At 38.5% G+C, this 26,458-nt stretch carries 23 protein-coding genes; 8 read left to right on the top strand and 15 right to left on the bottom strand.

The window, feature by feature from the left end; translation table 11 throughout:
• Positions 1 to 71: 71 nt before the first annotated feature.
• Positions 72 to 1,361, bottom strand: coding sequence for a peptide-methionine (S)-S-oxide reductase MsrA (msrA, locus tag GQR38_RS01755; RefSeq protein WP_165721562.1), 1,290 nt, complete (start codon positions 1,359 to 1,361; stop codon positions 72 to 74).
• Positions 1,362 to 1,617: 256 nt separating this feature from the next.
• On the opposite strand from msrA, the gene pxpB reads away from it, so the two are divergent.
• The 5 genes from pxpB (at position 1,618) to GQR38_RS01725 (ending at position 6,691) form a co-directional block, all read left to right on the top strand.
• A complete protein-coding gene (gene pxpB / locus GQR38_RS01750) occupies positions 1,618 to 2,283 on the top strand; it encodes a 5-oxoprolinase subunit PxpB (protein ID WP_165721561.1) in 666 nt (221 codons plus the stop codon).
• Positions 2,276 to 3,202 (top strand): biotin-dependent carboxyltransferase family protein, encoded by a 927-nt coding sequence (locus tag GQR38_RS01745; protein WP_165721560.1) that lies wholly within the window; start codon positions 2,276 to 2,278, stop codon positions 3,200 to 3,202. The genes pxpB and GQR38_RS01745 overlap by 8 nt, the downstream gene beginning before the upstream one ends.
• Before the next feature lie 122 nt (positions 3,203 to 3,324).
• On the top strand, positions 3,325 to 3,993 hold the full coding sequence (gene pcp / locus GQR38_RS01735) for a pyroglutamyl-peptidase I (protein ID WP_080670012.1): 669 nt from the start codon (positions 3,325 to 3,327) through the stop codon (positions 3,991 to 3,993).
• Positions 3,994 to 4,146: 153 nt separating this feature from the next.
• Positions 4,147 to 5,820 (top strand): asparagine synthase B, encoded by a 1,674-nt coding sequence (asnB, locus tag GQR38_RS01730; RefSeq protein WP_007583083.1) that lies wholly within the window; start codon positions 4,147 to 4,149, stop codon positions 5,818 to 5,820.
• Entirely contained in the window at positions 5,804 to 6,691 is an 888-nt protein-coding gene (locus tag GQR38_RS01725) for a PhzF family phenazine biosynthesis protein (RefSeq protein WP_165721559.1), read from the top strand. The genes asnB and GQR38_RS01725 overlap by 17 nt, the downstream gene beginning before the upstream one ends.
• 279 nt (positions 6,692 to 6,970) lie before the next feature.
• Here GQR38_RS01725 and egtD read toward each other — a convergent pair whose 3' ends face one another.
• Positions 6,971 to 7,945 (bottom strand): L-histidine N(alpha)-methyltransferase, encoded by a 975-nt coding sequence (gene egtD, locus GQR38_RS01720; RefSeq protein ID WP_165721558.1) that lies wholly within the window; start codon positions 7,943 to 7,945, stop codon positions 6,971 to 6,973.
• The gene (egtB, locus tag GQR38_RS01715; protein WP_165721557.1) at positions 7,942 to 9,213 is read right to left on the bottom strand and encodes an ergothioneine biosynthesis protein EgtB; all 1,272 of its coding nucleotides are present in this window, start codon (positions 9,211 to 9,213) and stop codon (positions 7,942 to 7,944) included. The genes egtD and egtB overlap by 4 nt, the downstream gene beginning before the upstream one ends.
• Positions 9,214 to 10,108: 895 nt before the next feature.
• Between egtB and GQR38_RS01710 the strand changes: the two genes are divergently transcribed.
• Complete coding sequence (locus GQR38_RS01710; protein WP_024590156.1) at positions 10,109 to 11,689, top strand: BCCT family transporter; 1,581 nt, start codon at positions 10,109 to 10,111, stop codon at positions 11,687 to 11,689.
• A 242-nt stretch (positions 11,690 to 11,931) separates the two neighbouring features.
• On the opposite strand, the gene GQR38_RS01705 is transcribed toward GQR38_RS01710, so the two are convergent.
• The 3 genes from GQR38_RS01705 to GQR38_RS01695 form a co-directional block, all read right to left on the bottom strand.
• Positions 11,932 to 12,642, bottom strand: coding sequence for a 3'-5' exonuclease (locus tag GQR38_RS01705; RefSeq protein ID WP_165721556.1), 711 nt, complete (start codon positions 12,640 to 12,642; stop codon positions 11,932 to 11,934).
• Between the two features lie 3 nt (positions 12,643 to 12,645).
• On the bottom strand, positions 12,646 to 14,541 hold the full coding sequence (locus GQR38_RS01700) for a DUF294 nucleotidyltransferase-like domain-containing protein (RefSeq protein WP_165721555.1): 1,896 nt from the start codon (positions 14,539 to 14,541) through the stop codon (positions 12,646 to 12,648).
• A gap of 148 nt (positions 14,542 to 14,689) precedes the next feature.
• A complete protein-coding gene (locus GQR38_RS01695) occupies positions 14,690 to 15,697 on the bottom strand; it encodes a rhodanese-related sulfurtransferase (protein ID WP_007583069.1) in 1,008 nt (335 codons plus the stop codon).
• 208 nt (positions 15,698 to 15,905) lie between these two features.
• On the opposite strand from GQR38_RS01695, the gene GQR38_RS01690 reads away from it, so the two are divergent.
• Positions 15,906 to 17,234 (top strand): DEAD/DEAH box helicase, encoded by a 1,329-nt coding sequence (locus tag GQR38_RS01690; RefSeq protein ID WP_007583068.1) that lies wholly within the window; start codon positions 15,906 to 15,908, stop codon positions 17,232 to 17,234.
• A gap of 2 nt (positions 17,235 to 17,236) precedes the next feature.
• Positions 17,237 to 18,070, top strand: coding sequence for a S1-like domain-containing RNA-binding protein (locus tag GQR38_RS01685; protein WP_024590152.1), 834 nt, complete (start codon positions 17,237 to 17,239; stop codon positions 18,068 to 18,070).
• Positions 18,071 to 18,113: 43 nt separating this feature from the next.
• Here GQR38_RS01685 and GQR38_RS01680 read toward each other — a convergent pair whose 3' ends face one another.
• From GQR38_RS01680 to serC, 9 genes are all read right to left on the bottom strand, one after another.
• Entirely contained in the window at positions 18,114 to 18,488 is a 375-nt protein-coding gene (locus GQR38_RS01680) for a hypothetical protein (protein WP_101164055.1), read from the bottom strand.
• A 93-nt stretch (positions 18,489 to 18,581) separates the two neighbouring features.
• Positions 18,582 to 19,286 (bottom strand): orotidine-5'-phosphate decarboxylase, encoded by a 705-nt coding sequence (gene pyrF / locus GQR38_RS01675; protein WP_101217323.1) that lies wholly within the window; start codon positions 19,284 to 19,286, stop codon positions 18,582 to 18,584.
• A 350-nt stretch (positions 19,287 to 19,636) separates the two neighbouring features.
• Positions 19,637 to 20,773 carry a lipopolysaccharide assembly protein LapB gene (gene lapB, locus GQR38_RS01670; RefSeq protein ID WP_010552858.1) on the bottom strand — a complete coding sequence of 379 codons (1,137 nt, stop codon included), beginning with the start codon at positions 20,771 to 20,773 and terminating at the stop codon, positions 19,637 to 19,639.
• Positions 20,774 to 20,775: 2 nt separating this feature from the next.
• On the bottom strand, positions 20,776 to 21,057 hold the full coding sequence (locus tag GQR38_RS01665) for a LapA family protein (protein WP_007583056.1): 282 nt from the start codon (positions 21,055 to 21,057) through the stop codon (positions 20,776 to 20,778).
• A 21-nt stretch (positions 21,058 to 21,078) separates the two neighbouring features.
• Positions 21,079 to 21,366: an integration host factor subunit beta gene (gene ihfB / locus GQR38_RS01660; RefSeq protein WP_007583054.1), complete on the bottom strand. Its 288-nt coding sequence runs from the start codon at positions 21,364 to 21,366 to the stop codon at positions 21,079 to 21,081.
• 67 nt (positions 21,367 to 21,433) lie between these two features.
• Entirely contained in the window at positions 21,434 to 23,101 is a 1,668-nt protein-coding gene (gene rpsA, locus GQR38_RS01655) for a 30S ribosomal protein S1 (RefSeq protein ID WP_002961176.1), read from the bottom strand.
• A gap of 96 nt (positions 23,102 to 23,197) precedes the next feature.
• Positions 23,198 to 23,908: a (d)CMP kinase gene (cmk, locus tag GQR38_RS01650; RefSeq protein ID WP_007583052.1), complete on the bottom strand. Its 711-nt coding sequence runs from the start codon at positions 23,906 to 23,908 to the stop codon at positions 23,198 to 23,200.
• Positions 23,909 to 24,014: 106 nt separating this feature from the next.
• Positions 24,015 to 25,292 (bottom strand): 3-phosphoshikimate 1-carboxyvinyltransferase, encoded by a 1,278-nt coding sequence (aroA, locus tag GQR38_RS01645; RefSeq protein ID WP_010552859.1) that lies wholly within the window; start codon positions 25,290 to 25,292, stop codon positions 24,015 to 24,017.
• A complete protein-coding gene (serC, locus tag GQR38_RS01640; protein WP_010552860.1) occupies positions 25,292 to 26,374 on the bottom strand; it encodes a 3-phosphoserine/phosphohydroxythreonine transaminase in 1,083 nt (360 codons plus the stop codon). Before serC ends, aroA begins: the two co-directional genes overlap by 1 nt.
• Positions 26,375 to 26,458 lie beyond the last annotated feature (84 nt).

Raw genomic sequence — 26,458 nt, 5'->3', positions numbered from 1 at the left:
AATATGATAAATCTATTTTATTTTATGCAAAAAAAAGCCTGATTAAAATCAGGCTTTACAAAGTAAAAGGTTTAACTTTTATCTCTTGGTACAAAATCGAGTACTGTTGCGTTTATACAGTAGCGGTCTGTGCCTCTAGGGCCTTCTCCTGGGAATAAATGACCAAGATGAATACCTGTACTTTTAGAACGTAGCTCAATACGTGTTATTCCCCAGCTGCTATCGTCATGCTGCGTTACACTACTTTTTACTGGGTGCTTAAACGACAACCAACCAGTACCGGAGTTAAACCTATCGCTTGTATCAAATAGTGGCTCTCCACTTAATTTATCAACAAAAGTACCATCAGGTGTATTTTTAAACTCTTTGTACTCTTTACAATAAGGTCTATCTGTTCGTGCATCGAATGCAACTTTATAAGCATCACTGTTACCTAATTTAAAAGCGCCTAATGCTTTATAAAACTCTTCAGGTGTTGCATAGCCTTGACGGCCATATACCTCAACGCCATTTTCTAGAAACAAAATAGTCGGCGTTGCCCACGTGGCTGACTTAATAGTTAAATCATTAAGTTGGTCAGCATGACGAAATGTCATAGGTATTGTGCCTTTGTAATCATTTGCGACTGCTTTTTTAAATTTTTCACAGTACGGGCAGTAATCACGAGAATCAAGTACCACTATTTGCTTACCTGCGAGTAGAGCACTGTTGTCTGCTTTTTCTACGGGTGTTTTATTAAAAACTACGCCTGTAGAATGATCGGGGCAATAGCCATTAGGGTTCTTTTCTAGATAATTTTGGTGATATTCTTCTGCCGATACAAAACCTGTAAGCGGTTTAATAACCGTTTCGATTTCGCCGTAGCTCGCATCAGTTAAAAGCTGCTGATATTGCGATTTAACTTGCTCAGCTACTTTAGCTTGTGCATCAGTAGTCGTTAATACGATTGAACGATATTGCGTACCGATGTCGTTACCTTGGCGATTTTTTTGCGTAGGATCGTGACTTTCAAAATAATTTTTTAAGAGATCTTCTGCTGAAATTATATTGCTGTTATACATAACCTGTACAACCTCAGCATAATTATTCTCGTCAAAACGACGAGACTGATCGGTGATATTTCTGTACGTTGCTTTAAACCCATTACCGTCAGCATAACCCGACTCAGCATCAATAACGCCATTAAGCGCTTCGTAGCGTTTTTCGGCTCCCCAAAAACAACCAGACCCCAGTACGATGGTTTCTACATGCATGGTGGCTTCTACATTACTGTGTTCTACCTTTTCCATAGATAAAGCAAAGCTGCCTGCGCTAAATATAATAGCAGCGCCTGATAAATATAATAAATGCTGGTGTTTCATAAAGTACCTCATAAACAAGTGCGTGCTAATTAAGACCTCCTTATCTTAATTTTCATTTCAACCTAATTACTTATTTAGTACGAAATGTATTAAGTTTTAGTCCTCAATAAGTTAAATACGATTAATTGAATATAAAAACACTCTTAAAGTAAGCTGGGTAAATAAACACTAAACATAACCACTTAGTCGCAATGGTGTAAATAAATTAATAAAACTGTGTTACGTTTAAATTATGTTGTACAAATAGGTTTATTTAATGAAGCCAGCTCCCCATATTTATGCATTAACAAACAGTAGTTTACTACTTGATGCATCGCATTTAGACGCTATAGATAGACTCTCTATTCAAAAGAAAATTTGGGCTTTAGCTAGCCACTGTAAAAGCACTGATGAATTTACCGATTTGGTGCCAGCCATGAACTCGCTCACTCTCTATTTAAAATCAGATAAACACTTAAATAAGTGGTTACAAGTGCTACCTTCGCTGTGGAATGATATTAAAACGAGTACTTTTAAGGGGCAGCATCACTTAATCGAAACCATATACAAGGGTGAGGATATTAATTACGTGGCTCGTTATCATAATTTAAACGCTGATGAGGTTATTAATATTCATAGTAAAACCAAGTACCACGTTTTATTTTTAGGCTTCCAGCCCGGTTTTGCTTACCTACATGGCTTAGATGAGCAATTACATACACCAAGGCGTGATGAACCACGTACTAGAGTCCCTAAAGGTTCTGTTGCGATAGGTGCTGCACAAACCGGAATTTACCCCGCAGATACCCCTGGTGGTTGGCACATAATTGGCCATACAGATACAGCTTTGTTTGATTCGACCTCTGAGCAACCTTGTTTAATTCAACCAGGCGATACGCTTGAATTTGTTCCGCTAGTTAATAAAGGAGCAACTCATGATTAAAGTACTTAAAAGTGGTGTATTACTTACCATTCAAGATTTTGGCCGTAATGGCTACCGTCATTTAGGTGTAAGCAAAGCGGGTAGCTTAGACCCCTTTGCACAAATAATTGCTAATAGATTACTTAACAATAACGACAATGATGCCGTTTTAGAAATAACCGTTGGTTTGTGCGAGCTGGAATTCACCTGCGACACAGTAATTGCGCTTCATGGTGCAGATTTGCAAGCAACCCTTGATGGACAAGCAATTTATCCTGGTTGGACATATGCAGTAAAAAACAAACAAGTACTGAGCTTTGCTACTGGTAGAGCCGGCTTAAGAGCTTATTTATCAGTGAAAGACGGTATACAAAATACTGAAGTTATGGGCTCTAAATCTACAGATTTAAACGCATGTTTTGGTGGTATTGAAGGTAGAGCTCTCGCCACTGGTGATGAAATACCTATTACTCCTTATTATGGAGAGTTTATAAAAGTAGGCGCAATTGCTCCCGCCCAGCGCAAGCTTATACGACTGCACCCAAGTCCTCATGCTAATTTATTAGGCGAGCCTTTACTTAACAACTTTGTATCTACCCCATTTAAAGTTAGTAGTAACAGCAACCGAATGGGCGTAAGGCTTGAGCATAAAAATAATTTGGCACATTCGCACTCTTTGCCATCACTAGGGGTGAGTCCTGGGAGTATTCAACTGCCACCGAATGGTGAGCCTATTGTGCTACTTAACGATGGTCAAACAACCGGGGGCTATCCGCTTTTAGGGACTGTAATTGAAGCCGACTTACATCAATTTGCACAATTTAGACCTTTAGATACTGTTGAATTTAAATATGTAACGTTTGAAGAAGCAGCAAAGGCGAAGCAGAAACTTGACGGGCACCTACATCAATTGAGCCTTGCACTTAAAAATAACCTATAAAATATTCTAGAATCAACACGCCCTAGATTTTAAAAATAGGTACCATGTAATAAAGGTTCAAATTCCGACGGCCGTTACCTTACTCGCCGTTAATATTATTTTAATGTATAGCTTGGTGTTTAATGACTAAATCAACTTCTACTATGCCGTGTGTATTAATAACTGGCTTTGCTCCTTTTGGTGGCGAAGCTATAAACCCTTCTTGGCAAGCAGTGCAAAAACTTGATGAAACTATCATCATGAAACACAAAATATGCACACTAGAACTTGCCTGTGAATTTAATACGTCTATCAGTCAGCTTATAAACGCCATTGAGTCGCACAATCCGGCGGTTGTTTTATGTATAGGCCAAGCTGGTGGGCGCAGCGAAATATCAATTGAGCGTATTGCAATAAACGTTGACGATGCACGCATTAAAGACAATGCAGGTAAGCAGCCTATCGATACACCAATAGAAAAAAATGGCCCTGATGCCTATTTCACAAACTTACCAATAAAGCGCATGTTACAAGCATTGCACAACAGCAATATACCTGCTGCCATTTCCAATACAGCAGGTACTTATGTGTGTAATCACGTTATGTATGGTCTTATGCATTACATAAATGATCACTGCGCTGTAATGAAAGGTGGCTTTGTGCATATTCCTTATTTACCAAGCCAAGCTGTGCACCACAATGGCGCACCAAGCATGAGCGAAGAAACCGTTATTAATGCCCTGAGAGTTATGATTGCACAAGCTTTAAACAATAATAGCGACGTAAAAATAGCAGCAGGAACTACGCATTAACCACTTTGGTGCAATTACATCTAGCTTGGTGCATAAATTATTCTTAATTAATTGTAAAAGCTATGTGACTTGAGTAATTTTTTCTGATAAAACAAGGTTTCGCAGCACAGCAAATTGGCTCTGCTGCACACATAATAGGAATGAGGAGTTACTATGTGTTCAATTTTTGGGGTATTAGATATTAAATCTGATCCCACTCAATTGCGTACCCAAGCAATTGAAATGTCAAAGCTGCTTAGACACCGTGGCCCAGATTGGTCTGGTGTATATGCATCTGAAAAAGCTATTTTAGTGCATGAGCGTTTAGCTATTGTTGGTGTATCAAGCGGTGCACAGCCTTTATACAATCCTGAAAAAACAAATATTTTGGCGGTTAACGGCGAGATTTATAATCATAAAGAACTTGCAGCAGAGCTAGATGTTGATTTTACTTTTCAAACTCAATCAGACTGTGAAGTTATTTTAGCGCTGTATAAACAAAAAGGGCCTGACTTTTTAGATGATCTAAATGGCATTTTTGCATTTTGTTTATACGATGAAGAAAATGACGCCTACTTAATTGGCCGTGACCATATTGGTATTATCCCGCTTTACACCGGTCACGACGAGCACGGTAACTTTTACGTTGCTTCTGAGCTAAAAGCACTTTCTCCAATTTGTAAGCATATTGAAGAATTTCCACCAGGGCATTACCTGTATAGCAAAGATGGCAAAATGACGCCTTATTACAAACGTGATTGGGAAACATTTGATGCAGTTAAAGATAACAGCGCAGAAGCGCAAGACGTTAAAGATGCATTAGAAGCGGCCGTTAAACGCCAATTAATGTGTGACGTACCTTACGGTGTATTACTTTCTGGTGGTTTAGACTCATCGGTTATCTCTGCTATTACCCAGCGCTTTGCTGCAAAACGTATTGAAGATAACGACGAAAGCGACGCATGGTGGCCTAAGCTGCATTCTTTTTCAGTAGGTCTTGAAGGCTCACCTGATTTAGCGGCTGCACAAAAAGTAGCTGACATGATTGGTACTATTCACCACCCTATCATTTTTACCATTCAAGAAGGTATTGATGCATTACGTGAAGTGATTTACCACATAGAAACCTACGACGTAACAACAATTCGTGCCTCTACACCTATGTACCTAATGGCTCGCCAAATTAAAGCAATGGGCATTAAAATGGTGTTATCTGGCGAAGGTGCTGATGAGCTATTTGGTGGTTACTTATACTTCCATAAAGCCCCTAACGCACAAGAGTTTCATGAAGAGCTAAACCGTAAAGTATCAAAACTGCATATGTTTGACTGTTTACGTGCTAATAAATCAATGGCGGCATGGGGCGTAGAAGCACGTGTACCGTTTCTTGATAAAGAATTTGTTGATGTTGCTATGCGTATCAACCCTGAAGCTAAAATGTGTAAAGATGGAAAAATTGAAAAACACATTTTACGTGAAGGCTTTGAAGGTTACTTACCTGATGAAGTGCTATGGCGTCAAAAAGAGCAGTTTTCAGACGGTGTAGGCTACAGCTGGATTGATACCTTAAAAGAGTTTGTAAATGAGCAAGTGAGCGATCAAGAGCTTGAAAATGCGAAATTTAAATACCCTATTAATACGCCAGATTCAAAAGAAGCTTACTACTACCGTACTATTTTTGAATCGCATTTCCCTGGTGATGCATCAGCTAAATGTGTACCTCATGGTAAATCGGTAGCGTGTTCGACTCCTGAAGCACTTGCATGGGACGCATCGTTCCAAAACAATGCTGATCCATCAGGTCGTGCTGCAGGCGTTCATAACGACGCATATGCAAGCAAAGGTTAATACTCTTTGTTTAGCGAAGCGTAAGCCTAAATGGCTTACGCTTCGCTTTATAGAGCTCATTTCCACCGAATCTGTTTTTTATAGCTCTGCACATAACTTAAAAGGCTCAAGCGCTTTAATTGTTATTTATAAAAATGGGTTAACATCAAAAACAATGCAATATATTGCATCACAATCAACTTACCCTGCTACCGTATTTTTAAATCAAAATGAGATAGCTAAACGCCATTGTAAAATTCGCTGGTTTAATCAAACGAGTGAAATTAAACGCTGTGGACATGGTACTTTAGCAGCCGCTAATTTTTTAATAGACCATTTGGGTTATTGCCCTGAAGTATTTACTTCAATGAGTAATGAGCGCTTTACTATAAGAGTAAAAAAACAACGCGCTCAGCTGTTACTAAAAAGCATAGAGCCAAAAAAAAGTGAGTTAGCTATAGGTGAGTTAAAAAGTGTGTTTTCATCAGCAATAAAAGCAGCCTACAGTACCGGCGACAAAAACGGTTATACGGTTGTATTATTTAATAAAGAATTTAATAAATTCTTTATTAAAGAATTCGATAAAGAAGTTGAAAAAGACGATTTAAAAAGCTTACACGTTGATTTTAACGCGTTGAATAAACTCCATAAAAATGCTGTTATAGCGCTTAGTATAAAAAATATAGAAAAAATAAATGCTATAGCGCATTTTAGATACTTTGCACCCCAGTTTGGTGTAAATGAAGACAGTGCTACAGGCTCTGCGGTATCTGTTATTGCACCCCTGCTATTTAGACTACACGGTTTAAATAAAGCTATGCTTGTACAGCAGTCAAATAATGGCGCATTGCTAAACTATGAGTTTAACAATGCCCAAGTTGTCATTTACTAGGGCGTGTTGATCTTTGCGAATTGAAATTTGTTCAATCTAGGGGCGATTAAATCGCGGCGCGAGGTTTGTAACCTAGTGGGCTAAGTAAAAATCGAGCAACAAAGAGTTTATCGCCCCTAGGCAGAACCCGAAGGGCAGCACATGTTTGGCATTTATGCTGCGTTATCGCCTATTTATGTGGAATAACCACACTTCATAGGCTCTGCCTTGCCTAAAAACCAAACATATTGCTGCAAATTCAACTATCAAAGATCAACACGCCCTAAACTTAAGTAACGTTTAAAGCGGTCTTAATAAGCACAAGGCAAAATAGTTACTATCGTCTTGCCATGTTTGCTCTAACTTTAAATTAGCTTGCGCTGCAAGCTGCTTAAACGACTCGAGCGTGTACTTGTGAGAGTTTTCTGTATGGATACTTTCGCCTTCTATAAAGTCTATTTGCTGATCATTTATAATCACGCTTTGAGTACGATTACTTACTAAATGCATTTCGATACGGCTATGTTGCTCGTTAAAGCGTGACTCGTGGCTAAAGTTATCTATATTAAATGTGCCGTTTAGCTCGTTATTAATACGTTGTAGTAAATTTTTATTAAAAGCAGCGGTAACTCCCGCCTTATCGTTATATGCATCAAGTAACACTTGGCGCTCTTTTACTAAATCAACCCCAATTAATACATAACCATTTACACCGCATAAGCGATGGAAATTATTCATAATTTCTATGGCTTTAACTGGGGCAAAATTACCAAGAGTAGAGCCCGGAAAGTACACCAAATTAGTTTGACTGTCTAAAGCGGTGTCTTTGGTTAGCTGTTTGACCATTTGGCTATGTGTAAAGTCTCCTAATAATGGCGAAATTGCCAAATCTGGAAATAATGGTGACAAATGTGCAAGTGAATAACTGAGCATCTCCTCAGATATTTCAAACGGTACAAAGGTTTTAACGTTTGCCATATGCGCTAATAAATAGGCTACCTTTTTACCCGAGCCACAGCCGGGCTCTATAATAGAGAGGTTTTCAGGTAGCATTTGAGCAATCGACTTTGAGTGTTGCTCTAATATAGAAAGCTCAGTACGTGTAACATAATACTCTTGTAAGGCTGTTATTTGCTCAAATAATGCAGCGCCTTTATCATCATAAAAATATTTACACGGAAGCGTTTTTTGTTGTTGAGTTAATCCGCTTATCACGTCGTTTAGAAATTCAGTGTCGGTTATGTTGCTTTGCTTAATCGCTGTTACTTGGCTCATACTATATCCTTAGCTAGTCTTATCCCGCTGCACATCCACGCTTGATGCGGGTAATAAAAATTTCGGTATGTTTGTCGTAAATGGTTTTGAGGGGTAAACACACACCCACCACGTAACACCATTTGGTTATTCATAAACTTACCATTGTATTCCCCTGCTACTCCTTCAATAGGCTTAAAACCGGGGTATGGTAAATATGCACTGTTCGTCCATTGCCAACACGAATCAGTTAACTGATTTATTTCAGTATCACTCTTTGCTTGCTGAGGTGTTAGGTAGTGATTATTAATCTCTGTTGAAGGTGTATTTTTAGCTGCATATTCCCATTCGAACTCTGTAGGCAAGCGAGCCTTTACAAAATTAGCATAGGCGCTGGCCTCAAAATAACTAACATGACAGATCGGGGCATTTAAATTGAGAAGCTCTAATCCATAGTGTGTAAACTCAAACCACTCGTTATCTATACAATGCCAATATAATGGTTGCGTTAGAGCGTTGTTTTGTATATTTGCCCAACCGTCACTTAACCAATACTGTGGATTGCTGTATCCACCTGCATTTATAAAGTCTAAATACTCACCATTAGTGACCAACCTATTAGCAAAGTTAAATGAATGAATTAATACTTGGTGTTTGGGGCGCTCGTTATCATATGCAAATTCATCGTCGGCATTTGTACCTATATTAATAATGCCTTGCTCAAAATTTATAAAATTGAGAGGCTTAATATCTGCTGATTTGTTTTGGCTGTTTAAAGGCGATGTTTTATATTGCGGAAATAATGGATTTACTGAAAAGTTATATTTGATGTCCATAAGCATTAGTTCTTGATGCTGTTGCTCGTGGTGTAACCCAAGTTCAATAATATCTTTAATTTGTGGACTAACTTCAGTTTTAAGTAATTCAACCACACAGCTATCTACATGCTCTCTATAAGCTAAAACTTCATCTAAACTAGGTCTAGATAAACTACCTCGGTTTGCCCGTTTAAATTGCTCTCCAATCCCATTGTAGTAAGAATTAAAAAGCATTCGGTAGTGAGAGTTAAACACAGTGTACTGTTTACAGTAAACACTAAGTAAAAACGTTTCAAAAAACCACGTGGTGTGCGCTAAATGCCATTTGCCTGGGCTGGCATCTGCCATAGCTTGTAATTGGCAATCTTCTACAGTGAGTGGTTCAATAATAGCCAGGCTTTCGCCCCTAACGCTGCAAAAGCGTTTAACAAGTTCGTTTTGATTGGTATTGTTTAAAGCGCATTCACGCATAATAGTATTAATCCTTTGCCTATCTATTTATAAAATATAGCTTAGGGCATGCTGAGCTTTTTGGATTGAAATTTGTTCAATTTAGGGGCGATTAAATCGCGGCACGAGGTTTGTAACCTAGTGGGCTAAGTAAAAACCGAGTAACAAAGAGTTAATCGTCCCTAGAAAGAACCCAAAGGGCAGTGTATGTTTGGTATTTATGCTGCGTTATCGCCTATTTATGGGGAATGACCACACTACATAGGCTCTGCCTTGCCTAAAAACCAAACATACTACTGTAAATTCAATCGCCAAAATTCAACATGCCCTAATGTTGTGTTAAATCATATTCATATTACAACTTGATTAAAGATGCTTATCAGCTTATAAATTTATACTAGCCCTAAAGGGAAATTTGCTCTTTGCTGCTCAGCTTTTAATTATTCTCACGTGTATGTAAGCATGCAGAATAACGCAGGAGCAGTTATCGAACCGTTAGGTTACAAACCTAGGATCGATTAAACAGCTCCTAAATTGAACAAATTTTAATCCTAAAAGATCAACAAGCCCTAGTATTTAAGCATTAATTAAGTTGCTTAAAAGTGATCTTTTTTTACTTAACTAAGTAAATTAATACTTTTAATAGCAAACTAAATTTTAACGTTCACTGAATTTATAATTTTAGGGCTTTTTAAATAAAAGAATCATTAATTTGGCTATATAAACAGCGTTTTAAATACAAATTCATTTACATTTAATATTTAACTCATACACTACTAGCTGTATGATCACTCTTCAAATTAGTTAGTCTTCAAATAATTACGGTATTACTTTTTACTTAATATTTAAAGGCTAATGTAATTCGATATGACGCCGAATTTATTTTGGCTTGTTAGGACAACTAAAGAGGTATTGCATGAAGGAAAATCATGACAAATATAGTATTGACAATACGGACTACACCGTAGGTCAGGACAACGTACAAAAGTGGGGGTTTGATATACACAACCCTGTTTTTGGAACTAGTGCGGGCCTGATTGTCATCTTTTTAATCGCCATACTTGTTACCGACCCACAAACTGCAAAAACAGCGCTTGATAGTATCAAGACCGATATTATTAATAATTTTGATGCCCTATTTATGTGGGCTGCTAACTTCTTTGTACTCTTTTGTTTAGCACTTATTGTTTCTCCTTACGGGAATATTCGCCTTGGTGGTGATGATGCTAAACCTTCTCACTCTCGAGTTTCATGGCTTGCTATGTTATTTGCTGCAGGTATGGGTATCGGCCTTATGTTTTGGGGCGTTGCTGAACCGGTTGCTTACTTTACTGGTTGGTACGAAACACCACTTAATGTAGCCGCTAATACACCAGAAGCTGCAAAATTAGCAATGGGCGCAACTATGTTCCATTGGGGTCTTCATCCTTGGGCTATTTACGCTGTTGTTGGTTTATCTCTTGCATTTTTTACGTATAACAAAGGTTTACCGCTTTCTATTCGTTCTATTTTTTATCCTATATTAGGTGATAGAGCATGGGGTTGGCCTGGTCATATCATTGATATCTTAGCTGTACTTGCTACGTTATTTGGCCTTGCAACATCTTTAGGTTTAGGTGCTCAACAAGCCTCTGCAGGTATTAACCATGTATTTGGTACAGAAGGTGGCATTGGCTCTCAAATTCTAGTTATTGCGGGTGTAACACTTTTAGCCATTGTTTCTGTGGTTCGCGGTATTGACGGTGGTGTGAAACTGCTAAGTAATGTAAACATGTTAATTGCTTTCTCATTATTATTGTTTGTTTGTTTAGTGGGCTTTGCTGTAGCAATGGGTAATGTACCGACTACCGTGATGGGCTATGTAGAAAACATTATTCCATTGAGTAATCCTCACGGCCGTGAAGACGAAACATGGATGCATGGCTGGACTGTATTTTACTGGGCTTGGTGGATTTCTTGGTCACCGTTCGTAGGTATGTTTATCGCGCGTGTATCACGTGGTCGTACAATTCGTGAGTTCTTAATTGCGGTATTACTCGTCCCTACTGCTGTCACTATTTTATGGATGTCTATATACGGCGGTATTGCTATTGATCAAGTAGTTAATGGTGTTGGTGCACTAGGCACTAATGGTTTAACTGATGTCCCTTTAGCTATGTTCCAGATGTTTGATGCATTACCTCTATCTAATATCTTATCATTTATTGCGATTATATTAGTGTTAGTATTTTTTATTACGTCATCTGACTCAGGCTCATTAGTCATTGATTCAATTACAGCTGGCGGTAAAATTGACGCACCGGTGCCACAACGTATATTTTGGGCAACGGTAGAGGGCGCAATTGCAGCGGCCTTACTTTGGATTGGTGGTACACAAGCAATCGAAGCACTACAAGCAGGTGCTGTTTCTACAGGCTTGCCATTTACTATTGTATTGTTGTTTATGTGTTTAAGCTTAGTTTTAGGTTTACGAACTGAGCCTCGCCCAGTTAAATAATACTTTTAGTAAGCAATACTTTTAATTAGTAACGAAAGCGCCGCAATTTTTGCGGCGCTTTTTTATTTAACTATTTAAGGTTATATCCATTCGCTTAATAAAGTGATCTATTTTGTGGCAGGAAAAACTTCTCGATAGTAAGGCAAAATTTCTTTATTTAATTGCTCTAAATGAGAAATTTTTAACGCAGCTAGCGTCAGGTTTAACCCTCAATATGATTAAAGTATTATTGCGTATTAGTATTATACCCACAACTCTGAGATTGGAGTATCTACACGGTAATGATGACTCAGTTGCGCTTGTAAAAGCTCAGCTGTGGCAAGTGCATCCGTTAACGCATTATGATTTTGGTACGCAGGTAGGGAATAACGCGCACGGCAATCTGTTAATCTGAGCGAGCCTAGTTTTGTATTAAATAATCGGCCTAATAAACCTTGCCTCTCTTTTAGTGCTCTTTTTTCTAGCTCCATTGTGTCAACAAGAGCAAACTCAATACCTTCTTTAAGCCTCAGTAATAACGCATTATTTAAAAAATGGCGCTCTATTGCAGCGTAATGCACCACGACAACTTTGCCACTTAGCGCTTCAAGTAAAGGTTCAATAATTCGGTTAAAATCAGGGGCGTCATCCACCTCAGAGTGCGTTATTCCATGGATTAAAATAGACTCTTCATGCAGGTTACGTCTTGGTTGAACAACCCAATGCCGACTGTGTTTGCAATAAATACGCTTTAAATTAAACGGCACTAAGCCAACACTCACTATATCGTCGTTCTGGCTATTTAAACCTGTTGTTTCAAAGTCCATTGCTACAAAAGGCACATCTTCTACTGCGGCTTTATCTTGGTTATAAGCACCTGCATAAAAGTGTTTTAGAAGTTTATTTTCGGTGTTGTTAGCAAGCTCGTTGTATCTAGCTTGCCAATCAACTGCTTTATAATTGCGCGGATTCATAGGCTACTTCACACCAGAGTTTGCTGTGTAGCTAAATTTTAAATAGCTTTGTGCTTTTTCTAAAATAGCGAATGCCTCTTTCAAGTTTCGCTGTTCAAAAGGAGACAGTAAATGTGGGTCTAAGTCGTTATCAGGCTCTTCGCCCTTCTCTATTTGCCACGCTTGATGGCGAATTCGCATCATAGCAATATACTCAAGTGAATCACGTAAATCTTGCGCTTTACCCTGCGGTAATAGCTTAGCTTCAATAATATCTTCTAATCGCTCAAACGAGTTTTGTTTACGCGAACCAATAGCTAATGCGTGTACACGTATAACATCAGAAAGTGGTGCAGTACCTCTTCGTTTTAAGTTCATTGAACGCTTATGTTGGCCGTTATGCTCCATAACAAAGCCTTTAAAAAAGCCAAGCGGTGGTGTCCTATTTCGAGCATTTGCAGCCATATTTGCTAGAAATATACGATTCACTTTACTTTGTTTCGCTATAAATATTTTAAGCTCGTCGGCCCACTTGGTTTTGCCCCACACACCGTCTAAATCAAAAAATATAGAGCTATTAAGCAGTGCTTGTGGTTTTGGCTGGGCTATCCAATCAGCAAATTGATCGAACCACTCTGAGCGAGTTTTACGCCATTTTTTAAACGACGCCATTATTTCGCCATCACAATAAGTGTAACCACACTGCGCTAAGCCATCACACACAAAATCGGCAATATTTTGAAAGTACACGTTATGTTTTTCATCGTCGTAACTGTCATCTAAAATTAGTGCGTTATCTTGATCAGTTACAATAAGTTGCTCGTCGCGAGCCATGGAGCCCAGTGCAATAAAACAATAAGGAACGGGAGGTGGACCAAACTTTTCCTCAGCTAATACAAGTAATCTTTGTTTAAAAGTACGTCCGATAACGGCCATGGCAGTGCCAATCATGTGTGAATTTGCATCTTCGTTAACCATACGGACAAATACATTGGGTAATTGGCGTGCATAATGCGCTAAATCCTCAATTGTTTGTTGAGCAAGTATGCCGCGTACAAGTAATAAGCTGCTTTGCGATTCGTAACGTAAAATATCAGAGAGGGAGATAACTCCTATAGGACGTCTTTTTTGTACTACGGGTAAATGATGGAGATTATCTCTGAGCATGGCCAGTACCGCTTCAAAAATATAGTCATTAGCATCTAAAAGCACTAAGTTAGTAGACATAATCTCTTTTGCTTGTGTGTTAAAATCAAGCCCTTTAGCCACTACTTTTGAGCGTAAATCCCTATCGGTTATTATGCCAACGACTTGTCCATCATCTTCCTCAGGATCGTCGTTTATTGGTTTATTTACATCGGTTACCAAAACTGACGATACCGCCTCTTCGGTCATTAATTTAGCGATATCTTGTATTGTAGATGTTGCATCTACGGTGACTACATCTCTGTGAATTAATGATTTTACTTTAGCTGTTGTAAGGTCATTGCCATCAGCTTGTTCAACAATAGCTTGATGTAAACGCACGTTACCATCTGTTTCAAAGTAATCAGCAAACGCATCAAACTCATCACAGTAACGATTAAATAGCTCAACATTTATACAATAAACTAACGTATCTTCAAGAGCAGTTGCAGGAAAACGCACCTTACGGTTCATCAATAAACCCATTTGACCAAATATTCCTGCAATGGCCAAACGATTGTATAGCTCACCATTTCGGCGATACATTTCTACAGAACCACTTCTAATCACATACAAATCAGATATGTCTTGTCCAAAACTTAAAATGTCTGTTTTTGCTCTAAAATAAGCAACTTCTACTTGTTGAGCTAGCTCATTAAGCGCTTTTTGAGGTAAGTCATCAAAAGGAGGATGTTGTGCTAAAAATTGTGCGATTTCAACTTGTTCGGCTTGCATAAATCCCTTCCTGTATGCGCATTAAAATGACTAAATATGTTTTGCAGATTAACACTATCATCGGAGTGTGAAAACAATTACTACACAATTTTGGGCACAAAAAAAGAGCCTAAATAGACTCTTTAAATATAATACTTATTGTAAAAATTTATTTACCGCGCTGAGCGTCTTTTTGGGCTTTTTTGGCTTCTTTACGTTGCTGTAAAACAGCTTGTGCCTCATTACCAATATGGCCTTCGCCACGGGCTTGCGCTAATTCTATTTGCTTTTGGCGCTCCGCAAAACGTGTCCGCTGCTCGTCTGTCACTTCTTCAATACAATGGTGACAAGATACACCTTCCATGTATTCAGGCTTTAACTTTTCGTCTTCTGTAATTGGCATACGGCACGCGTGGCATTGATCATAAGAGCCCTTTTGTAAGTCGTGATCAACCGCAACGCGATTATCAAATACAAAACATTCGCCTTCCCACATGGTTTCTTCTTTTGGCACTTCTTCTAGATATTTTAAAATGCCGCCTTCAAGATGATAAACTTCATCAAAACCTTGCTCTTTCATGTAGGCCGTCGATTTTTCGCAGCGGATACCACCTGTACAAAACATCGCTACTTTTTTATGTTTTTCAGGGTCTAAGTTTTCTTTAGCCCACTGTGGAAATTCGCGAAAGGTTTTAGTATTTGGATCGACTGCATTTTGAAATGTACCAATTTCAATTTCGTAATCATTACGTGTATCAATTAAAATTACTTCTGGATCAGATATAAGTGCGTTCCACTCATTTGGCTTTACATAGCTACCCACAACTTTAAGCGGATCTACGCCTTCAACGCCCATCGTTACAATTTCTTTTTTTAGTTTTACTTTAGTGCGGTAAAACGGGCATTCATCATCGTAAGATTCTTTTGTTACGATGTTTTTTAAATTTGGTTGCTCATCAAGCCAGGCTAATAAGTTGTCTATCCCTTCACGTTTTGCAGAAACAGTGCCGTTTATACCTTCGGCAGCGAGTAGTAAAGTACCGCGTACTTCATTTGCTTCCATCACTTCAAGCAACGGCTTACGGATAGCTTCAAATTCAGGTAAACCAACAAATTTATACAGCGCACATACTACAAAGTGATCGCCCGTTACATTATCTTTATGAACAACAGTCATTCTATTTCCTATTTTGCCTTATTAGCCAGTATTGGCGTTTACCGAATCGTAAATCCGGCGCATATGGGGCGCGTATTTTACGCTTTTTTAGTTTAATTGCAAAAAATAGCGCTATAGATTGGTTTTTACTGTTAGCGACCTATCTGTGTAAGCTATAATGCGCTGATAAATTTATAGACTTAATTTGCTCATTTTGGAGAAACACACATTGCAGTTTACTGATCTTGGGATTGATACACGCCTTGAAACACAGTTAGCACATCAAGGGATCACCCAGCCCACCGATATTCAAGCGCATGCAGTGCCTACCGCACTTGCAGGGCATGACATTTTCGCTCAGTCTAAAACTGGGTCGGGCAAAACCTTGGCGTTTTTATTACCTGCTGTACAAAGGGTTATGAAACAAAAAGCACTCAGTAAACGCGATCCTCGTGTACTTATTGTTGCTCCTACTCGTGAGCTTGCTACGCAAGTATTTACTCAGCTGCGTTTATTAATTGCAGGCACAGCCATTAAGGCCGTAAAAATACTTGGTGGCGAAAACTTTAATGACCAAATAAAAGCACTTAGAAACGATCCACAATTCGTAGTTGCTACACCAGGGCGTTTAGCTGATCACATTACAAAACGTTCATTACAATTGAGTGGACTAGAACTGCTTATTTTTGATGAAGCCGATCGTATTTTAGATTTAGGCTTTACCGAGCAGTTAAAAATGATTAACGAGCAAGCTAATCACCGTTTACGTCAAACGTTATTGTTTTCTGCAACACTTGACCATGCACAAGTAGATGCTCTATCACGTAACCTATTAAAAAAACCAAAGCAAATTACGCTAAGTGCAGCGAATGAGCAACATAGCGATATTAAACAAACTTTATATCTAGCCGATCACCTTGATCATAAAGAAGCGCTATTAGAGCACTTTTTGAATCAAGATGATGTTGGTCAATGCATTATCTTCACAGCAACACGTTCTGACACTAGTCGCTTGAGTGAAGCGCTTAATGCTAAAGGCTTCAAGTCTGTAGCGCTTGCTGGTGATTTAACACAAAATAAACGTTTAGATATAATGGATTCGTTTAGTCGCGAAAACTTTAAAATATTAATCACAACTGATGTTGCATCTCGTGGTTTAGATTTACTAAGTGTAACGCATGTTATTAACTTTGATTTACCAAAACACGCTGAAGAATATGTACACCGCATAGGTCGTACAGGACGAGCAGGCTTTAAAGGTAACGCAATTTCATTAGTTGGCCCAAAAGATTGGGCAAGTTATTTAGCTATTAAAGCATTTTTAAATGATGAGTTAAAATTTGCGAGCGTAGAGGGCTTAAAAGCTAAATTTAAAGGTTTAAAAGAGAAAAAGCCTGAGGCAACGTGGGATAAATCTAAAGAAAAATCCGCCGCTGTTAAAAAGCCTGTATTTAAACGCAAAGCCAAACCTAAAAAGCCCACAGCACCAATTAAAGCACCAATGAACATTGATGGCGATACACCAATGCGCCGTAAAAAAAAGACTGAGCAGGAATAATTATGAGTTACCTAGGAACCACACAAACATTATTTGTAAAAGAAGTGAGTAACGAAGGTGCTTACTTAGATGGTCATGATTTAGGTGAAGTGTTTTTACCAAAACAAGAAATTAAACATGAGCTTGAAGCGGGCGATAGCATTAGTGTATTTATCTTTTTAGACAACGCTAACTTAGCAACTGCCACAACTAAAAAGCCACACGCACAAGTAGGTGAATATGCCCTGCTTCGCGTTAAAGAAATTAATAGTATTGGTGCATTTTTAGATTGGGGTCTTGAGAAAGATGTACTAACCCCGTTTAACGAACAAAAACCACGCATGCAAGAAGGTCACTCATATTTAGTTCGTCTGTACCTTGATAATGCAAGCCAACGTATTTGTGCATCAAACAACTTTAATCGCTTCCTATCTAAAGATGAGCCACAATATACTCACTTACAAGAAGTAGATTTAATTGTTGCTGGTAAAACAGATATTGGCTACAAGGTATTAATTGAAGAATCGCATTTCGGTGTTGTTTTTTACAATATGGTATTTAAAAGCTTATTTGTGGGTCAAAAGCTTAAAGGCTTCATTCAGAAAGTACGTGAAGATGGAAAAATTGATGTTGTATTAGAAAAACCAGGTATGGGAAAAGTAAGTGACCTTGGTGAAACTATTATGCAAAAACTTAAAAACGAAGGTGGAGTTATCCCATTAGGTGATAAATCTGAACCTGAAGCAATAAAAAAGATGTTTTCTACTAGTAAAGCTAACTATAAAAAAGCAATTGGTGGATTATTCAAACAAGAGTTGATAGATATTGAAGCGAAATCCATTCGCTTAAGATCTTAATTATAAATAATAGGCTGTAATTACTAATATTATCTGTTTGTAATTAACCTAAAATATACTTATAAGGCAATGTACATTGCGTATATTGCCTTGAATAATCAAGCACTTCACCTTTTGACTCTAGGTTAAGCGGTGCCAAACGAAAAACCTTCTTTTCGCATTCTATTTTTTTATCATCAAGCTTAGATATGCAATCAGTTACTGTTATATGCTGAGATATGAGTGTATCCTCATTTTTGTAACATAGGTGGTGTGCATAATCTTGCATTGTTTGTTTAAAATCGAACATATTGACAGGGTAACTCGTGATTATATCTGTTACTGATGTAACATCATCATATGCTTTATTAGAAAAAAGATTTTTATTTACTGAAAAACCCGCAACAATAATAATTATAAAACCTAATAATAACTTCAAAACAAACCCCTACTACATTTCAATCCTAATAATGTAACATAAAATATACATGAGGTAAGGGCTTTTAGCACTATATTGCTGCTTTTTGTTAAATTATGCTATAGATCTATTAACATCACTAAGCACTTTTACGGGATCATCTGCCTGAGTAATAGGTCGGCCTATAACTAAATAATCACTTCCTGCATCTATTGCTTGCTTAGGAGTCATAATACGCTTTTGATCGCCAGCATCACTGCCTTCAGGACGTATACCTGGTGTTACAAGTTTAAAGTTCTCACCTAACTCTGCTTTTAAAGCTTTTGCTTCTTGTGCAGAACACACAACGCCATCAAGCCCTGCTTCCTTTGCAAGCTTAGCTAAATATATAACTTGCTCTTGAGCAGATTTATCAACGCCTAAACGCTTTAGTTCTGTTTCATCCATGCTTGTTAATACAGTAACCGCGATAAGTAATGGCGCTTTATCGCCAAATTGTTCTAGAGCCGATTTAGCTTTGCTCATCATTTCAAAACCACCAGAAGCATGAACGTTTACCATCCACACACCCATTTTCGCAGCTGCAGTAACAGCTTTAGCTACTGTATTAGGGATGTCATGAAATTTTAAATCTAGAAAAACATCAAAACCTAAATCAATTAACTCTTTAACAAATGCAGGTCCAAAATAAGTAAACATCTCTTTGCCTACTTTAAGACGACATGTATCAGGAGAAAGTTGTTTAACAAAGTTTAAAGCAACCTCTTGATCATCGTAATCTAATGCTATAAGAATTTTTTTTGACTGTTCGAAAGACATGACTATCCTAATGTATGGCTATAATACCAATCCGCAATAATACTTAATCAATTTGAGGACCAAATCTGACGCTAACTGCGTTAAAAATTTCTTATGTAGAACAATAATATTACGAAATTTTTGCCTTGTTATCGACACAATTTTCTTACCTCAAAACAGACCACTTAATTAAGCGAATTGATATAAAGTAATTGTATAAGTAGATTTAATGCAATAGTGCTAGCTGGTAATTTGAGAGAAGGTGTAGAGAAATTTATATAGACACAACATCAAAAAATTCCAACCCAGTAAACTCTCAGTTTAATTTGCTAAAATTATCATAGTTAAATCCGATATTATTTAAGGGGTTATTAAAATCCGTCTAAGCCTCGACTTGGAACAATGGTTTCCCAATGCTTACAAGAAGGGCAATTCCAATATATGGTGTAGCTTGTAAAACCGCAATGCTGACATTGGAAATCAGGTTTTGTAGCAATATAAGAGGTTACAAGCTTATCAATTTCATTAAGTACTTCTTTAGTATTTTTATTTTGGTCACCCATTAATTGCAGTAAAAAACTGAAACCACGAATAGTAGGTTGACGTTTTAAGCTATCAGTTAGAAATTCAAAGGCTTGTTTAGTGTGTCCTTGCTCAAGCAATGCTTGGCAATGTTTTATTTTAATTAATACACCGCCCTTTTCTAACAAGTCACTGACTAATTCATGAAATTGATGCGTTAAATTTAATTGTTTATAGCTGTGAGCTAGCTCATCAATAAACAACGGCGCAAACAAAGTGAATTGTGATACAAGCTCACGCCAGTAATAAATAGCTTTAACGTAATCTTCTTTCGCGTAAGCAACTAATCCTAACTCGTAAAGCGGACGTACGGCTTTATAATTTAAGCTAATCGCTTTTCTCATTAGTTGGGGTGTGTTATCACTTAAAGCTGATTCACAATAAAAATTAGCAATCGCTTTAAATTGTTGTTCTTTTGAAAATAGTTCGCTGTGGGCTTCAAACATGTTGATGCCTTTTTCCCATTCACGGGTTTGCGAATATAAAGTAATAATAGGGTCTAGCGCTTCTACATGGCCAGCCTTAACTAACCAAACTAAGTGCTCTTCTGCACTATCTAGTAGACCAGCCATTATATAATCTTCGGCAAGTTCTAAACGGCTAGTTGCAGCTTGTTGTTCATTTAAGCCTGGGTGTTTTAATAGAAGTTCATGAATTTTAATTGCGCGGTCTAATTCACCTCTACGGCGAAACATGGTGGCAAGTGTAGAATAGTGTTCAACAGAGTCAGCTGAAACTTCAAGCAAATTAATCAAGTGCTCTAAGCCTTGGTCTTCTTCTCTGTCGAGTAGAAACTTTAAGCCTTTGCTGTATTCAGAAGTGATCTGACGGTTTAGTTGATGAGCTTGGTTTTTAGCACTGTTTTTACCCATAATCCAGCCGTAACCGGCGGCAACAGGTAATAGTAAAAACAAAAGCTCAATCATAGTTAGGTGTCTTTATTCGCGGCAAGCTTTTTTTTATCTTTTTCAGGCGCTAATTGCTTTTTTAAGCGGTAGTTTTGCCACTTTAATTGTGAAAACAATTTAAAGCTAATAAAACAACCCACTAAAACACCTAATAAAAAGCAGATACTTATTATTACAGCTAAAGGTAGTGTATTACTGGCTATAATATAATTTATTTGTACTAACTGTGGGTTTTGTGACCCTAATACAAATGCACTGATAAGGCATAGCGCAACCAGAATAATTTTTAATACCTTGAACAAGTAACTACTCCACTAAGTTAACTAGGCAATGCTTTCATTTACGCGGTCGCGTAATTCTTTGCCTGGTTTAAAATGAGGTACATGCTTTCCTTCAAGCTCAACTGTATCGCCAGTCTTAGGATTACGACCTGTGCGAGGAGCGCGGAAATGCAAAGAGAAACTACCAAAACCTCTGATCTCAATACGATCTGAAGTAGATAATGAGCCGGCCATTTGTTCAAGAATTTCTTTTACAGCATTCTCAACATCTTTCACTGGAACGTGTGCGTGTTGTTCCGCAAGTGTTTCTATCAGTTCTGACTTAGTCATAGCGTTTCCTTAAAAAGAGATATAGGAAGGGCAAAAAATGCCCTTCCAACTAAAAACTAATTATATATTAGTCTTTTTGTGCATTTGCGAAAGCAGCTGCCATTGCGTTTTCAAACACTGGCTCTTCTTTCTTAAGCTTCTCTAGTACTTCTTTCTCTTCTGCTTCGAAAAGAGCTTTTACAGATAAGCTTAAAGTGCGGTTCTTACGATCAACACCAACGTATTTAACTTCAATCTCGTCGCCTACAGAAACAACAGTAGTTGCATCTTCAACGCGTTCTTGAGCGATATCAGCTACACGGATGTAACCTTCAACGCCTTCGATAAGTTCAACAGTTGCGCCTTTCGCATCAACTTCAGTCACTTTACCTTTAACAATAGCACCTTTTTTGTTTGCATCAAGGTAGTTATTGAATGGGTCAGCTTCGATTTGCTTAACACCTAGAGAGATACGTTCACGCTCTGGGTCAACTTGCAATACGATAGCAGTGATTTCGTCGCCTTTCTTGAATTCACGTACAGCTTCTTCGCCAGGTGTATTCCAAGAAATGTCTGAAAGGTGTACAAGACCGTCAATACCACCGTCAAGACCGATAAAGATACCGAAGTCAGTGATTGATTTGATCTTACCAGTAACTTGATCGCCTTTGTTTTGTAGACGAGCAAATTCCTGCCAAGGATTAGCAATACATTGCTTAAGACCAAGAGAAATACGACGACGTTCTTCGTCAATTTCTAAAACCATAACTTCAACAGTGTCGCCTAAGCTAACAACTTTTGAAGGATGGATGTTTTTGTTAGTCCAATCCATTTCAGAAACGTGTACTAAACCTTCAACGCCTTCTTCGATTTCCACGAAACAGCCGTAATCTGTAAGGTTAGTAACACGACCAGAAAGTTTAGAACCTTCTGGGTAACGACCAGCGATAGCTGCCCATGGATCTTCACCAAGCTGTTTAAGGCCTAGAGATACACGAGTTTTATCTTTGTCGAATTTTAGAACTTTAACTGCGATTTCGTCGCCAACATTAACGATTTCTGAAGGGTGCTTAACACGCTTCCAAGCCATATCAGTAATGTGTAGTAGACCATCAACACCACCAAGGTCAACGAATGCACCGTAGTCAGTAAGGTTCTTAACGATACCTTTAACTTCTTGGCCTTCAACAAGGTTAGCAAGAAGCTCTTCACGTTCTTGTGAGTTTTCAGATTCGATAACTGCACGACGTGAAACAACAACGTTGTTACGTTTTTGGTCAAGCTTGATTACTTTAAATTCAAGCTCTTTGCCTTCAAGGTGAGTTGTGTCACGTACTGGACGAACATCAACAAGTGAACCAGGTAGGAAAGCACGGATTGAATCAACTTCAACTGTGAAACCGCCTTTAACTTTACCGTTGATAACACCAGTAACAGTCTCTTGCTCTTCACATGCTTTCTCAAGACGGATCCATGCTTCGTGACGCTTAGCTTTCTCACGAGAAAGAATAGTTTCACCGAAACCGTCTTCAATTGCATCTAGTGCAACATCTACTTCGTCGCCTACAGCAACTTCAAGTTCACCAGCAGCATTTTTGAACTGCTCAGCAGGGATAGCACTTTCTGATTTAAGACCAGCATCTACAAGTACAATGTTATTCTCGATAGAGATTACTGTACCTTTAACGATAGAGCCTTGCTCTGCTTCAAAACCCTTTAAGCTTTCTTCAAATAACTGCGCAAAATTTTCTGACATACGAATATACGTCTCTATATATTATACCAATAAGCAACCATGCTGCATGGGGTTGTTAAAATAGCACTGGCATCCTGCTGGCGCATAAAATGTGTTTTAGCTTCGTTTAGGAAGCTTACCTTCAGAGATTGCAATATCCAATAAAGTTATTACCTTATCAAACACTTGCTGTGCATTGAGTTCGCTAGTATCAAGCTCAATAGCATCATCTGCAGGTACAAGCGGAGCAACGGCACGATTCATATCGCGCTCGTCACGAGCTTGAATGTCCTGTAATAGACCACTTAGTGTAACATCAAGACCGCGCGTATTCAACTCAACAAAGCGTCTACGAGCACGCTCTTCTGCACTTGCTGTTAAATATATTTTTAACGGCGCATCTTGAAAAACCACAGTGCCCATATCACGGCCATCGGCAATTAAGCCGTTTTCAGTGCGAAATGCACGCTGGCGACGTAATAACGCTTCACGAACGCGAGGTAATGCTGCAACTTTTGATGCTGCAGCGCCTACTTCTTCATTACGAATAGTAGTAGTTACATCTTCGCCTTCTAAAATAACTTTTCCTGCATTAGTTTGGCTATCTACCAAAAACTGCACATCTAAATTTGCAGCAAGAGGGACAAGCCCTTCTTCATTGTCTAATGCAATTTGGTGATGAAGTGCAGCTAAAGATAAAACGCGATAAATCGCACCGCTATCTAATACATCCCACCCTAACTTGTCGGCTAACAAGCGACAAACAGTTCCTTTACCTGAACCACTTGGGCCATCAACGGTGATCACGGGCATTAATAACGCCTGCATTTAAAACCTCCTGCAATGCACACCTAAATAAACCGCGACATTATACGTCAGTTATTAAAATATATCTGCTATTAGTGTGTAACTTTTGTAATTACTTCTAATTAGCTTATTCACTGACTGACGCTAAAACATTGAAAAATGTAGGAAATGTTTTATAGGTACACTTTGGATCATTAATCGTTATTGGCTTTCCACCAACGGCAACCATTGCAAAACACATGGCTATACGGTGATCGTCGTAAGTGTCTATTGCTACATCGTTGAAGTGTTTAGGCGGTGTAATTTCTATAAAGTCATGCCCTTCTACCACTTCTGCACCTACTTTTCTAAGCTCAGTTGCCATCGCATATAAACGGTCTGTTTCTTTTACTCGCCAGTTATAAATGTTACGAATGGCAGTTGGGCCTTTAGCGAAAAGAGCAACAGTTGCAAGGGTCATAGCAGCATCAGGAATTGCATTAGCGTCAATATCTACGCCTTTTAATTCGCCTTTGCGAACAACTAAACGTTCATCATACCAATCGATTTTTGCGCCTACTTGCTCCATTACTTTAGCAAAGCCTATATCACCTTGAACTGATTTAGCACCCACGCCTTTAATTTCAATCTCGCCGCCAGCAATTGCAGCCGCAGCAACAAAGTAAGAAGCAGAAGATGCATCGCCTTCAACCATAATTCGATCGAGTGATTGATACTGTTGACCACCTTTAACTTTAAAAGTTGCATAATCACTGTGTTCAACACTAACACCAAAACGTGCCATTACATCAAGCGTAATATCAATATAAGGTTTAGATACTAAAGTACCTTTAATAGTTATCGTTGTATCACCGCTAAATAATGGCGCTGCCATTAATAGAGCCGTTAAAAATTGACTTGAAATACTACCGTCAATTTCAACCTCACCACCTTTTATTTGACCACCTACAATTTTAAGTGGTGGATAGTCTTTGTGTTTTGTATAAGTAACATCACCACCAAGCGCTTGTAGAGCATCAACTAAGTGCCCTATCGGACGCTCTTCCATACGTGGCTCGCCTATTAGCTCATACTCACCAGCAACGGCAGCAAGTACAGCCGTTAAAGGTCTGTAAGCAGTACCCGCATTACCTAAAAACAAGGGCTCAGTAGGTGTATTAAACACACCACCAACTCCCTCTACGGTCGCTACAGTGTGTTCATCATTTAAAGTTACATTTACACCCAATAACTTTAAAGCACCCAGCATATGGCGTATATCGTCACTATCAAGTAAGTTCTCTACAACGGTGGTACCGTTTGCCAGTGCTGCTAATAATAAAATTCTGTTCGATAGACTCTTTGAACCTGGTAGGGTTACCGTGCCATTTACTTTAGAAATAGGTTCTAAACGGAGCTGCTCCATTAGCTGTGCTCCTTTGCAAATGCAGCCATAAAATCTACAAGTGCTTGAACACCTTCAAGAGGCATAGCGTTATAAATACTTGCGCGCATACCGCCCACAATTCTGTGACCTTCAAGTGCAAGTAAACCGGCCTCGTTTGATTGAGCAACAAATTTGCTATTTAAGCTTTCATCGTTTAACCAAAATGGAACATTCATGCGTGAGCGGCAATGTTTAGCGACTATATTTGAATAAAAATCTGAGTTATCGATAAAATCATACAGTAAATTTGCTTTAGCAATATTTTGTGCTTCCATGGCTTTTACCCCACCATTGCTTTCAAGCCATTCAAATACTTCAGCCGCTAAATACCAAGCAAAGGTAGGTGGGGTATTAAACATACTGCCCTGCTTTGCTTCAAGTGCGTAATCTAAAATACCGGGCTTTGGCAAACCTTCGCGCTCAAGTAATGTTTTACGAACAATAACAATTGATATGCCCGATGGACCGATATTTTTTTGCGCACCAGCGTAAATCAAATCAAATTTATTAACGTCTATCTCACGCGATAAAATAGTTGAAGACATATCAGCAATAATCGGAGCTGTTGGGTGGCTTGGTACATCAAAAATCTCTAAGCCATCGACAGTTTCATTAGGGCAATAGTGGATGTACGCAGCGTCTTCTGGTAATTCCCAGTCAGCAACGTCTTTAATTGAAAACTCACCATCAGCATCATTACGGACATCCGTAAAAGACGTTTGAGTAAACTTATTCGCTTCATCTCTGGCGCTTTTCGACCATACGCCATTCTCGCAATAAAACGCTGTTTTACCTTCTTGGTGTAAGTTTAATGGCACAGCACTAAACTGGCCACGACCACCACCATGCATAAACAGCACTTCAAATTCATCACTAATATTCATTAGGCGACGAAGACTAGCTTCACATTTAGCTGTAAGCGCTAAAAACTCTTTACTACGATGGCTAATCTCCATCACAGACACACCTAGGTCTTGCCAATCTAGAAACTCTTTTTGCGCCTTTTTCATAACCGCTTGCGGAAGCATAGCTGGCCCCGCACAAAAATTATATTTACTCATTACCTTTGCCTCATTCCAGTAATTTAACTACTAAGCATGAACATTTAATACCAATCCGCTAAACCTTTAAAATTTAATGAATAA

It is taken from the genome of Pseudoalteromonas sp. c7(2019) (assembly GCF_011378625.1).
Taxonomy (GTDB): domain Bacteria; phylum Pseudomonadota; class Gammaproteobacteria; order Enterobacterales; family Alteromonadaceae; genus Pseudoalteromonas; species Pseudoalteromonas arctica.
The sequence above is the reverse complement of the archived record's forward strand: the minus strand, read 5'-3'. Positions and strand labels throughout refer to the sequence as shown.